This is a genomic window from Inquilinus sp. (assembly GCF_057815775.1).
This window is the reverse complement of sequence record NZ_JBYRFX010000582.1, coordinates 1-11,674: the sequence shown is the minus strand read 5'-3', so window position 1 is coordinate 11,674 and position 11,674 is coordinate 1. Positions and strand designations below refer to the sequence as shown.

Genomic DNA, 11,674 nt, shown 5'->3' with positions numbered 1-11,674 from the left:
GCGGCAGGTCCGCCGAGACTCGCGGCCAAGCCGCCCGCGATGAGGAGAGCCCCGACCCGATGCCTCACGGCCGTGCTCAGATCTCGGCCGCCTCGGCGTTGCGCGGCGCGGCCGGCATGCCGATGGCGTGGTAGCCGGCATCGACATGGTGGATCTCGCCGGTGACGCCTGTCGACAGCGGCCCCAGCAGGTACAGGGCGGCGCCGCCGACCTCGTCGAGGGTGACGTTCTTGCGCAGCGGGCTGTTCTGCTGGTTGAAGCGGAACACGTAGCGGGCATCGCCGATGGCGCTGCCGGCCAGGGTGCGCATCGGCCCGGCCGAGATCGCGTTGACCCGGATCGCCTGCGGGCCCAGGTCGCTGGCCAGGTAGCGCACGCTGGCCTCCAGCGCCGCCTTGGCCACGCCCATGACGTTGTAGTTCGGCATCACGCGTTCGGCGCCGAGATAGGTCAGCGTCAGCAGGCTGCCGCCATTCGGCATGATCGCGGCCGCCCGCTTCGCCAGCGCGGTGAAGGAGTAGCAGCTGATGCGCATGGTGCGCGAAAAGTTGTCGGCCGTGGTGTCGAGGTAACGGCCCTTCAGCTCTTCCTTGTCGGAATAGGCGATGGCGTGGACCAGGAAGTCGATCGACCCCCATTCCTCGCCCAGCCGGTCGAACAGGGCGGCGATCGAGGCTTCGTCCTCGACATCGCACGGGGCCAGGAAGCTGGCGCCGATCGACTGGATCAGCGGTTCGACCCGCTTGCGGAAGGCGTCGCCCTGGTAGGTGAAGGCCAGCTCGGCCCCTTCGCGCGCCAGTGACGAGGCGATGCCCCAGGCGATCGAGTGGTTGTTGGCCACGCCCATGATCAGGCCGCGCTTGCCGGCCATCAGCCCCGTGGTCCGGGTCTCGGTCGAGGTCGTGGTCATGCAGCGTACCGCTTGAAGGCGAGCGTCGCGTTGGTCCCACCGAAGCCGAAGCTGTTGGAGAGGACGGTGGTCAGCCCGGCATTGTCGATCCGTTCCCGCACGATCGGGAAGCCTTCCGCGGCCGGGTCGAGGTTCTCGATATTGGCGCTGGCGGCGATGAAGTCGTGCTTCATCATCAGCAGGCTGTAGATCGCCTCATGCACCCCGGCGGCGCCGAGAGAATGGCCCGACAGCGACTTGGTCGAGCTGATCTTCGGGGCCTTGTCGCCGAACACCTCGCGGATCGCGCCCAGCTCGGTGACGTCGCCGACCGGGGTCGAGGTGCCGTGGGTGTTGATGTAGTCGACCGGCCCTTCGACCGTGGCCAGGGCCTGGCGCATGCAGCGGATGGCACCTTCGCCCGACGGCGCGACCATGTCGTAGCCGTCCGAGGTGGCGCCGTAGCCGACCAGCTCGCCATAGATCTTGGCGCCGCGCGCCTTGGCGTGCTCCAGCTCTTCCAGCACCACCGTGCCGCCGCCGCCGGCGATGATGAAGCCGTCGCGGTCGCGGTCATAGGCGCGGCTGGCGCGTTGCGGCGTGTCGTTGAAGCGCGAGGAGAAGGCGCCCATCGAATCGAACAGCACGGACAGGGTCCAGTGCAGCTCCTCGCCGCCGCCGGCGAAGACGATGTCCTGCTTGCCCCACTGGATCAGCTCGGCGCCGTTGCCGATGCAATGCGCCGAGGTCGAGCAGGCCGAGGAGATCGAGTAGTTGACGCCCTTGATCTTGAACGGCGTCGCCAGTGTCGCCGAATTGGTCGACGACATGCAGCGCGGCACCATGTAGGGGCCGATGCGCTTCGGCCCCTTCTCGCGGGTGATGTCGGCGGCATCGACCTGATTCGAGGTCGACGGGCCGCCCGAACCCATGATCAGGCCGCTGCGCTCGTTCGAGACGTCGCTCTCGTCCAGGCCGGCATCGGCGATGGCCTGGGCCATGGCGATGTAGTTGTAGGCCGCACCCGCGCCCATGAAGCGCAGGATGCGCCGGTCGATGTGGTCGGCGGGGTCGAGCTTGACCGTACCGTGGACATGGCAGCGGAAGCCGAGCTCCTTGTATTCGGGCGCAGCGACCAGCCCCGACCGCCCGTCGCGCAGGCTGGCCGTGACTTCATCCTGATTGTTGCCGATGCTCGAGACGACGCCGAGCCCGGTGACGACTACGCGTCGCATGATCATTCTCCGCCGTTCGTCAGAACGCTTCGGTCGACGTGAACAGGCCGGCCCGCAGATCCTTGGCTTCCATGATCGTCTTGCCGTCCACGGCGACGCTGCCGTCGGCGATGCCCAGCACCAGCTTCCGGTTGATCACGCGCTTCAGGTCAAGCCGGTAGGTCAGGACCTTGGCGCTCGGCAGCACCTGGCCCGTCAGCTTGATTTCGCCGGTTGCCAAGGCCCGGCCACGGCCCGGCGCCCCGGTCCAGCCGAGGAAGAAGCCGAGCAGCTGCCACAGCGCGTCGAGCTCGAGGCAGCCCGGCATCACCGGATCGGATTCGAAATGGCAGGCGAAGAACCAGAGGTCCGGCCGGATGTCGAACTCGGCGACGACCTCGCCGCGGCCATGGGCACCGCCCTCGGCGTTGATCGTGGTGATCCGGTCCATCATCAGCATCGGCGGCAGCGGCAGCCGGGCATTGCCCGGCCCGAACAGCTCGCCATGGGCGCAGGACAGCAGGTCTTCGTAAGTGTAGCTCGATTTACCGGTCACGGCCGCGTGGGTGCCTTTATTGTCTCACCGACGGGCGCGACTGTAGCGTTTTTTTATTGGGGCACAAGGTGCCAGTCGCCCCCGGGCGGGACAGATGGGCCCAATGGTCGCGGCGAACAAGGATTGCCTGCGGCCGTCCGGCACCCTAGCTTCGGGGGATCGCAGCCCCTTTTGGCGGAATTGGACGCGCATGACCGTCTGGCGGACGACCCTTCTGGCCTCTTGTCTCGTGGCGGTGGCTGCGCTCCGGCCCCTGGTGGCGGAAGCCGCCAATGACCCGCGCACTGTCTCGGGCGCCTATCTCTCCGGTGCCCATGCGCTGGTGGCGCGGGATCTCGCCAATGCCGGCCGGTTCTTCGGCCAGGTGCTGGACAGCGATCCGGACAATCTCAACCTGTTGCGGCGCAGCTTCACCCTGACCCTCGCCGGTGGCGACGTCGACGGGGCCAGCAAGCTGGCCGCGCGACTGGACACGGCCGACACCACCGACCAGCTGGTGCGGATCACCCTGATCCTGCACGACGTCAAGGTCGGGCAGTGGCGCGCTGCGCTGGATCGCCTGAAGTCGGTCGAGACGGCGGGCACCGCCAAGTCGATCACACCGATCCTCAGCGCCTGGCTCCGGGTCGGTGCCGGCGACGGCAAGGCGGCACTGACCAGCCTCGACCCGCTGCTGAAGGGCGCGCGGCCGGATGCGCTGGGGTCGATCCAGAAGGCGCTGCTGCTCGACTATCTCGGCGATCTCGACGGGGCCGCCAAGGCCTATGAGGCGCTGGGCGACATGGGCAAGACGGCACGGTTGGTCGAAGGGCTGGCCAGCGTCTATCAGCGCCAGGGCCAGCGTGACAAGGCGCGCGACCTCTATCGCGCCTTCACCGAGGACAACAGCGAGAACCTGCTGCTCGAGCCGGCGATCCAGCGCCTGGACAAGGGCGACCGGGCACAGCCGATCATCGGCAGCCCGGCCGAAGGCCTGGCCGAGGCGCTGTTCTACATCGCCAGCGCCGTCAGCCAGGACCCGCAATCCGACGGCGGCGACACCGCGCTGATCTACACCCGCCTCGCGCTGTATCTGCGGCCGGACTTTCCGGTGGCGCAGGTCCTGCTGGGCGACGTGCTGGCTGGGCAGGAGCAGTACCAGAACGCGATCACCGCCTATGAGGCGCTGCCGGACAGCACCCCGGCCGGCTGGATGGCGCGGCTGCGCGAAACCCTCGCCTATGAGGGGCTGCGCGACTTCGACAAGGGCATCGCCCTGGCCTCCGACCTGGTGTCGGAACGGCCGGACAGTCCTGCCGGCTACCTGCGCCTCGGCGACCTCTACCGGGCGAAGGAGGATTTCGCCTCCGCCGTGGTCGCCTATGACGATGCGGCGCGCCGGCAGAAGCGGCTGGAGGAGATCGACTGGACCTTCCTCTATCGCCGCGGCATCGCGCTGGAGCGCAGCGGCCGGTTCGACCGGGCGGAACAGGATCTGCGGCGGGCCATCGGCCTCAACCCGCAGAACGCCAACCTGCTGAACTACCTCGGCTATTCCCTGCTCGACCGCGGCAAGGATCTGAAGGAAGCGGAAGACCTGATCCGCAAGGCCGTCGATCTGACGCCGGATGATGGCTACATCATCGACAGCCTGGGCTGGGTCTATTACCGCACCAACCAGGTCGACAAGGCGGTGGAGACGCTGGAAAAGGCGATTCTGCTGAAGCCCGAGGATCCGACCATCAACGACCATCTCGGCGACGCCTATTGGCGGGCCGGTCGCAAGGTCGAAGCCCGCTTCCAGTGGGAAGCGGCGCTGCGCACCACCGAAGGCGACCCGCCGAAGGACAAGATCCTGGCGAAGCTGGCCAGCGGCCTGCCGGCGGACGCAGCGGCGCCCGTCACCTCGAACTGACATGCGGCCGGATGACGAGGCCTGGGCCGGCATCGCGCCGGCCAAGGTCAATCTCTACCTCCATGTCGTCGGCAAGCGCGACGACGGCTACCACCTGCTCGACAGCCTGGTCGTCTTCGCCGATGTCGGTGACCGGCTGACCCTGGCGCCGGCGGACGCGCCGCGGCTGACTGTCAGCGGCCCGTTCGCGGCGGCCATTCCGCCCGGCGACGACAACCTGGCGCTGCGCGCGGTGCGGCGGCTGGCGGCGGCGACCGGCCGGCCTGACGGCGTCGCCGTCACCCTCGACAAGCAACTGCCGGTCGCGGCCGGCATCGGCGGCGGGTCGGCCGATGCGGCGGCGGTGCTGCGCGGCCTCGCCGCCCTGTGGGATCTGGCGCCGGACGATCCCCGGCTGCGGCAGGTCGCGGCCGGGCTCGGCGCCGACGTGCCGGTTTGCCTGGACGGCCGCACCGCCTGGCTGGGCGGCATCGGCGAACGGCTCGACCCTGGCCCCGACCTCGCCGGCGTGCCGATCCTGCTGGTCAATCCCGGCGCGCCGCTGTCGACCCCGGACGTGTTCCGTGCCCGAAGCGGGGCGTTCTCGCCGGAGGCGCGTTTTGCCCTGGCCGAACCCGACCTCGACCGTCTCTGCGATCTCCTGGCCGACCGCCGGAACGACCTGGCGGAGGCCGCGACCACCCTCGTGCCCGTCGTCGCCGAGGTGCTGGCGGTGCTGGCGGCGCAGCCCGGCTGCCGGCTGGCCCGCATGTCGGGCAGCGGCGCCACCTGCTTCGGCCTGTTCGCATCGCCTGCCGCGGCGCAGGCGGCGGAAGCCGTGCTGGCGGCCCGCGGCTGGTGGGCTGCGGCGGCGGCCCTGCTCTGACCGCGCGGCGCATTGGCGCTGGGCGGCCGGGGTCCGGGCTGGTATGAAGCGCGGTCGCGCGGACTGGATCGCCTGATCCACAGATCGCCCGATCCATAGATCGACAGGGTTGCGGTGGGCCGGTCCGGCCGGCCGCTGGGAATTCGGATGACCGACGCCTCTACCGCCGCGAAACCCCGGCCCGGATCCGCAGAATCCGCCGGAGGACTGCGGTTCGACACCCCCGACGGGGCCGTGCTGTGGCTGATCCTGCTGGGCGGGCTGCTGCGGCTCGCTCTGTCCTGGGCGATCGGCTACGGCAACGGCGAATCCTACTACATCGCGACGGCGCGGTTCTTCGCCCTCAGCTATTTCGACCAGCCGCCGCTGTTCCTGTGGCTGACCCATGCGATGATCGGGCTGGGCGATGCCGAGCTGTGGCTGCGGCTGCCCTATGTCCTGATGTTCGCGGTCTCGACCTGGGTGATGTACCGGCTGGGCGCCTTCCTGTTCGGGGCCTGGGCGGGGGTGTGGGCGGCGCTGCTGCTGAACCTGTCGGCCCTGTTCTTCGTCAGCGTCGGCAGCTGGGTGCAGCCGGACGGGCCACTGTTCCTGTTCCTGCTGGCCGCGACCTACTGCACCGCCCGCGTGGTGGTGCCGGAGCCGGACAGCCTGTCGCCCCGTGCCGCCTGGGGCTGGTGGCTGGCCACCGGCATCTGCTTCGGCCTGGCGCTGCTGTCGAAATACCATGCCATGCTGATCATGGCCGGCCTCCTGGTGTTCCTGCTGACCACCAAGGGCCGCCGTGCCTGGCTGGCCCGGCCGGCGCCCTGGATCGCCGTGCTGATCGCGCTGGCGATCTTCGCCCCGGTGGTGATCTGGAACGCCGAGAACCAATGGGTGTCGTTCCTGTTCCAGAGCGGTCGCAGCGGCAGCGGCCGGGTGCGGCTGGACTGGCTGGGGCAGAACATCGGCGGCCAGGCGATCTGGCTCTTGCCCTGGATCTGGCTGCCGATGATCTGGGTGTTCATCGCCGGGCTGAGACGCGGGCCGAAGGATCTGCGCAGCTGGTTCCTGTGCAGCCTGGGCATCATCCCGATCGTGCTGTTCACCGCCGTCGCCGCCTGGGCCAAGGTCGGCGCGCATTTCCATTGGCAGGCCCCCGGCTACCTCATGCTGTTCCCGCTGCTCGGCGCCGCCGTGGCCCGGCGGCTGGGTGCCGGGGCCGAGGCCGGCCCGGCCAAGGTCACCCGGATCTGGCTGAAGGCGTCGACGATCGGCACCGTGCTGGTCCTGGTCATCCTCGGCAGCCACGCGGCGACCGGCTGGATGCGGATCGTGCCGGGCCTGCACGCCGACCAGATCTGGGACCCGACGCTGGAAGGGCTGGACTGGACGGATCTGCGGCCGGCGGCGGAGGAGCGGGGCTGGTACCGCCAGCCCGGCCTGTTCATCGTCGGCACCCAATGGCACCAGGCCGGCAAGATCGACGTCCAGCTCGGCGACCGGCTGCCGGTGCTGTGCCTGTGCCACGACCCGCGCAACCTCGCCTTCGGCTGGAACCAGATGGAGTTCGCCGGCCGCGACGCCGTCATCATCGGCCAGGACGAGTTCCTCAAGGAGTTCGACAAGAACTGGCGGCCCTATTTCGCCTCGGTCGAGCCGCAGCCGGATATCGTCATCCACCGCGGCGGCCGGCCCGAACTGACCCTGCGCGTCTTCACCGCGCGCGGCTTCAAGGCGCCCTATCCGATGCCGCTCCCGCCGAAGGCGGCAATCGCCGCCGCGCCAAAGGCGGCGAACTGACATGACCACGCCGAAGGCTGATTGACGTGATGCGGTACGAACTCGCGATCGTGGTGCCGACGCTGAACGAGGTCGGCAATGTCGGGCGCCTGGTCGAGCTGCTGGACGGGGCGCTGGCCGGCATCGCCTGGGAAGTGATCTTCGTCGACGATGATTCGACCGACGGCACCGCCGAGGCGGTGTACCGGATCGCCGAGACCCGCGACAATGTCCGCTGCCTCAAGCGCATCGGCCGGCGCGGCCTGTCCTCGGCCTCGATCGAAGGCATGATGGCGACCGGAGCACCGTTTCTCGCCGTCATGGACGCCGATCTGCAGCATGACGAGACGCTGCTGCCGCGCATGCTGGCACAGCTGAAGGCGGACAAGCTGGACATTATCGTCGCCAGCCGGTTCCTGCCCGGCAGCGACCTCGGCAGCTTCTCGGAACGGCGCGAGCGGATCTCCGGTCTGGGCATCCGCCTTGCAAAGATGGTGGTGCCATCCGATCTGACCGATCCGCTCAGCGGCTTCTTCATGCTGCGCCGGCCGCTGATCGAGGAGGTGGCCGACCGGCTGAACGGGCAGGGCTTCAAGATCCTGCTGGACATCTTCGCCTCGGCGAAGCGCCCGCTGCGCTTCGCCGAACTGCCCTTCGTCTTCCGCAGCCGGCACAGCGGCGAAAGCAAGCTGGACTTCGCCGTAAGCCTGGAATTCCTGATGCTGATCTTCGACAAGCTGCTCGGCGGCGCGGTCCCGGCCCGCTTCATCCTGTTCGTCATGGTCGGGCTGTCGGGCGTGGCGGTGCAGCTGTCGCTGGTCGGGCTGTTCCTGCACGTCTTCGGCTGGGAGTTCTACTGGTCGCAGGCCGCGGCGACGGTGGTGGCCATGTCCACCAATTTCGTGTTGAACAACCGCATCACCTATCGCGACAAGCAGCTGCGCGGCCGCGACTTCGCCCGGGGGCTGCTGTCATTCTACGCCGCCTGCGCCATCGGCTTCCTGATCAGCCTGCAGGTGTCGGAGTTCCTGTTCGAACGCCACCTGCCCTGGGCGCTGGCCAGCTTCCTCGGCGCCGCCCTGTCCTCGGTCTGGAACTTCGGCGTGACCTCGACCTTCACCTGGAGCAAGAAGCACCGCACCCGGCCGCAGGGCGCCGGGGAGTAGGGGCGCCGGCCCGCGCCCCGAATTCACCGAAAGGCCGGGTTCAGCACAGCGCCGGCTCGGGCTGGAGCTGGAACGACCGGAACAACTCGCCGACGCTGCGGGTGCCGGTCTCGACCAGGTCGAAGCGGCGGCCGAAGCGGATCCAGTCGACCATCAGCCCGACCATCAGGCAGGTCACCGTGCTGGCCGCCACATCCGGCGGCCAGGCCAGGCTCAGCCGGCCGGTTTCCTGGGCCAGGGTGAAGGCCCGGCTCATGGTCGCGCGCATGTGGTCGTGCGCCTCGCGCTGCCGGGCCAGCGCCGCCAGCATCTCGCCGACATATTCGCAGCGACAGGTCAGGATGGTGAAGACGCGCTGGCGCTGCTCGTCCTCGGTCAGCACCACGAAGGATTCGACCATGGCCTGCTCGATCATGGTCAGCGGGTCGGGGTGGCCGTCCGCCATCGCCCGCTCGACCATGTCCTCCGCCGGCAGCTTCACCCGCTCGTGCAGCGCCTCGAACAGCTCGACCTTGTTCTTGAAGTGCCAGTAGATGGCGCCTCGGGTGACGCCGGCCTCGTTGGCGATGTGCTCCAGCGACGTGCGCGACACGCCATCGATGAAAAACAGGCGTTCCGCCGCGTCGAGAATTTTCTGCCGGGTCTCTTCCGCCTCGGCCTTGGTGCGACGAGCCATCATGCGCCTCCTTGGTTTCTTATTTCTCTGTTTACATACGTCCAAGCATGTATATAAATCGACCCCGCCGCCGCACCGCCCAGTCTACTAGCGTTGTGCACTGCAAAAACTCCGGCGGTTCGGAAGGGGATCTCATGACCAAGACCATCGCCGATCCGGGCCATCACCCGGTGTGGTCCCGCCCGTCCCCGGGACGGATTTCGCGCGCCGCCGGATAGGACTCCGCGCGCCCGCCGCAGCCATCTGGCATTGCGTTTGTAATAAAATGCGGGCAACCTGCGGGGCATTGACGTCATGTGCGGCGGGGCTCGGGTGGGCGCATCAGGGACGAAGTCTGCGTCCCTTATACATACATTCTGGAATGTATGTAAAGCATTCCCGTGTTGCCGCGCATGGTCAGACGGTGTTGTGCAGCGCAAAAAATCTGCAAACGAGGATGCGGTCACCTTGATCAAGAACCCCCTTCTTCGCGCTGTCGCGCTGGCCGCCGTCGTTGCAGCAGCCCCCCTGCTCGTATCTTGCAACGAAAACACCGGTGAAGCCCAGGCCCAGACGCCGGCGGCCCCGCCGCCGCCGGAGGTGACCGTGCAGGAGATCGTGTCCGCGCCCGTGCCCCTGACCTACACCTATGCGGGCCGCGTCTCCGCCTATCGCGAGATCGAGGTGCGGGCCCGGGTCGGCGGCATCCTGCTGAAGCGCGACTACACCGAAGGCGCGCGGGTGGCGGAAGGGCAGGAGCTGCTGCTGATCGATCCGGCGACCTACCAGGCCGAGGTGGCGCGCAGCCAGGCCCAGTTGCAGCAGGCGCAGGCCCAGCTGGAAAACAATCGCGTCAACGCCGATCGCTCCTCCAAGCTGTTCGCCACCCGCGCCGGCTCGGCCAAGGACCGGGACGACGCCGCGGCGCAGGTGCGGACCGACGAGGCGGCGGTGGCCGCTGCCCAGGCGCAGCTGAAGACCGCACAGCTCAATCTCGACTACACCACGGTGAAGGCGCCGCTCGGCGGCATGACCAGCATCGAGGCGGTGCCGGAGGGCAGCCTGATCAGCGCCAACGGCCTGCTGACCCGGATTACCCAGCTCGACCCGGCCTATGTCAGCTTCTCCTTCGGCGATGCCGATTTCGCCGAGATCCGCCGGCTGCTCGACGACGGCAAGGCCGACGGCCCGCAGGACCGCCGCTTCCCGGTGACGGTGAAGCTGGGCGACGGCCGGGTCTACGACCAGGGCGGCGCCATCAACTTCACCGACAGCATCGTCGACAACCAGACCGGCACGATCCGGGCGCGGGCGGTGCTGCCGAACGGCCAGGGCCTGCTGATGCCGAACCAGTTCGTCCGGGTCACGGTCAGCGGCCTGACCCTGAAGCAGGGAGTCGTGGTCCCCCAGGTCGCGGTGATGCAGGGTCCGCAGGGGCCGTTCGTCTATGCCCTGGGCGAGGGCGACAAGGCCGAGGTCAAGCCGGTCACGCTGGGGCGTGAGGTCAAGGATGGCTGGCTGGTCGAAAGCGGGCTGGCCGCCGGCGACCGCATCATCACCGAAGGCGTGATCAAGGTCCGGCCCGGCAGCCCGGTGCGGCCGTCGGTCGCCAAGGTGGCGCAGGCCGCGCCGTGATCTCGCGCTTCTTCATCGACCGGCCGGTCTTCGCCGCGGTTCTCTCGATCGTCATCACCCTGGCCGGGCTGATGTCGATGCGGGCGCTGCCGATCGCGCAATACCCCAACATCGTGCCGCCCGAGGTTTCGGTGTCGGCCTCCTATTCCGGCGCCAGCGCCGAAACCGTGGCCCAGACCGTCGCCGCCCCGCTGGAGCAGCAGATCAACGGCGTCGACGACATGCTGTACATGCGGTCGACGAACACCGGCGACGGCACGATGACGCTGACCGTCACCTTCAAGATCGGCACCAACCCCGACCAGGCGACGATCAACGTCAACAACCGGGTGCAGCGCGTGCTGCCGACCCTGCCGCAGGAGGTGCAGCGCACCGGCGTCCGGGTCGACAAGAAGTCGAGCTCGATCCTGCAAGCCGTGATCCTGCTGGACCCGACCGGGCAGTACAGCCCGATCTACCTGAACAACTACGCGCTCTTGAACGTCATCGATGACCTCAAGCGCGTGCCCGGCGTCGGCGACGCCTCGCTGTTCGGCGCCGGCAAGGACTATTCGATGCGGATCTGGCTGCGGCCGGACAAGCTGGCGCAGTACAGCCTGACGCCCAGCGACGTGTCCGCTGCGATCCAGGAACAGAACGCCCAGTTCGCCGCCGGCCGCTTCGGCGAGGAGCCGGATGCCGAGGGCGCCTACACCTATTCGGCGACGACCGACGGCCGCCTGCCCGACGCCGCGGCGTTCGAGAACATCATCCTGCGCTCCGACAGCAACGCGGCGACGCTGCGGCTGAAGGACGTGGCGCGGGTCGAACTCGGCGCCCAGGCCTACAACTCCCAGGCCAATTACAACGGCAAGCCGGCCGCCGCGATCGGCATCTACCTGCAGCCTGGCGCCAATGCGCTGGAGACGGCGGAGGGCGTGAAGGCCCGGATGGAGGAGCTGAAGCAGAGCTTCCCCGACGGCATCACCTATGCCGTGCCTTACGACACCACCAAATTCGTCCAGGTCTCGATCGACGAGGTGATCAAGACCTTCAT

At 68.5% G+C, this 11,674-nt stretch carries 10 protein-coding genes; 6 read left to right on the top strand and 4 right to left on the bottom strand.

All coding sequences use genetic code 11. The annotated features are described in order from the left end of the window. Window positions 1-76: 76 nt before the first annotated feature. Genes fabI through fabA form a run of 3 tightly spaced genes read right to left on the bottom strand, consistent with a single transcriptional unit; the run spans window position 77 to window position 2,659 of the window. A complete protein-coding gene (fabI, locus tag AC3XYG_RS20370; protein ID WP_489141695.1) occupies window positions 77-910 on the bottom strand; it encodes an enoyl-ACP reductase FabI in 834 nt (277 codons plus the stop codon). Continuing rightward, window positions 907-2,124, bottom strand: coding sequence for a beta-ketoacyl-ACP synthase I (gene fabB / locus AC3XYG_RS20365; protein ID WP_489141694.1), 1,218 nt, complete (start codon window positions 2,122-2,124; stop codon window positions 907-909). Before fabB ends, fabI begins: the two co-directional genes overlap by 4 nt. A gap of 19 nt (window positions 2,125-2,143) precedes the next feature. Next, window positions 2,144-2,659 (bottom strand): 3-hydroxyacyl-[acyl-carrier-protein] dehydratase FabA, encoded by a 516-nt coding sequence (gene fabA / locus AC3XYG_RS20360; RefSeq protein WP_489141693.1) that lies wholly within the window; start codon window positions 2,657-2,659, stop codon window positions 2,144-2,146. A 190-nt stretch (window positions 2,660-2,849) separates the two neighbouring features. Here fabA and AC3XYG_RS20355 point away from each other — a divergent pair, with 190 nt between their 5' ends. The 4 genes from AC3XYG_RS20355 to AC3XYG_RS20340 all read left to right on the top strand — a co-directional run bounded on the left by AC3XYG_RS20355 (window position 2,850) and on the right by AC3XYG_RS20340 (window position 8,348). Then, a complete protein-coding gene (locus tag AC3XYG_RS20355; protein ID WP_489141692.1) occupies window positions 2,850-4,553 on the top strand; it encodes a tetratricopeptide repeat protein in 1,704 nt (567 codons plus the stop codon). Window position 4,554: 1 nt separating this feature from the next. Continuing rightward, window positions 4,555-5,418 carry a 4-(cytidine 5'-diphospho)-2-C-methyl-D-erythritol kinase gene (locus AC3XYG_RS20350; RefSeq protein ID WP_489141691.1) on the top strand — a complete coding sequence of 288 codons (864 nt, stop codon included), beginning with the start codon at window positions 4,555-4,557 and terminating at the stop codon, window positions 5,416-5,418. Window positions 5,419-5,565: 147 nt separating this feature from the next. Continuing rightward, window positions 5,566-7,203 (top strand): glycosyltransferase family 39 protein, encoded by a 1,638-nt coding sequence (locus tag AC3XYG_RS20345; RefSeq protein WP_489141690.1) that lies wholly within the window; start codon window positions 5,566-5,568, stop codon window positions 7,201-7,203. A gap of 29 nt (window positions 7,204-7,232) precedes the next feature. Then, on the top strand, window positions 7,233-8,348 hold the full coding sequence (locus AC3XYG_RS20340; RefSeq protein ID WP_489141689.1) for a glycosyltransferase: 1,116 nt from the start codon (window positions 7,233-7,235) through the stop codon (window positions 8,346-8,348). A 40-nt stretch (window positions 8,349-8,388) separates the two neighbouring features. On the opposite strand, the gene AC3XYG_RS20335 is transcribed toward AC3XYG_RS20340, so the two are convergent. Then, window positions 8,389-9,027 (bottom strand): TetR family transcriptional regulator, encoded by a 639-nt coding sequence (locus tag AC3XYG_RS20335; RefSeq protein ID WP_489141688.1) that lies wholly within the window; start codon window positions 9,025-9,027, stop codon window positions 8,389-8,391. Window positions 9,028-9,471: 444 nt separating this feature from the next. Here AC3XYG_RS20335 and AC3XYG_RS20330 point away from each other — a divergent pair, with 444 nt between their 5' ends. Together AC3XYG_RS20330 and AC3XYG_RS20325 are read left to right on the top strand one after the other, a co-directional pair. Then, window positions 9,472-10,638, top strand: coding sequence for an efflux RND transporter periplasmic adaptor subunit (locus AC3XYG_RS20330; RefSeq protein ID WP_489141687.1), 1,167 nt, complete (start codon window positions 9,472-9,474; stop codon window positions 10,636-10,638). Continuing rightward, on the top strand, window positions 10,635-11,674 hold a 1,040-nt coding region (locus AC3XYG_RS20325), incomplete at its 3' end, for an efflux RND transporter permease subunit (protein ID WP_489141686.1). The genes AC3XYG_RS20330 and AC3XYG_RS20325, both read left to right, overlap by 4 nt.

Bases quoted from the DNA above. Each gene is read 5' to 3' on its own strand.
- fabI (WP_489141695.1), bottom strand. From the start codon at position 910: ATGACCACGACCTCGACCGAGACCCGGACCACGGGGCTGATGGCCGGC.
- fabB (WP_489141694.1), bottom strand. From the start codon at position 2,124: ATGCGACGCGTAGTCGTCACCGGGCTCGGCGTCGTCTCGAGCATCGGC.
- AC3XYG_RS20355 (WP_489141692.1), top strand. From the start codon at position 2,850: ATGACCGTCTGGCGGACGACCCTTCTGGCCTCTTGTCTCGTGGCGGTG.
- AC3XYG_RS20350 (WP_489141691.1), top strand. From the start codon at position 4,555: ATGCGGCCGGATGACGAGGCCTGGGCCGGCATCGCGCCGGCCAAGGTC.
- AC3XYG_RS20345 (WP_489141690.1), top strand. From the start codon at position 5,566: ATGACCGACGCCTCTACCGCCGCGAAACCCCGGCCCGGATCCGCAGAA.
- AC3XYG_RS20340 (WP_489141689.1), top strand. From the start codon at position 7,233: ATGCGGTACGAACTCGCGATCGTGGTGCCGACGCTGAACGAGGTCGGC.
- AC3XYG_RS20335 (WP_489141688.1), bottom strand. From the start codon at position 9,027: ATGATGGCTCGTCGCACCAAGGCCGAGGCGGAAGAGACCCGGCAGAAA.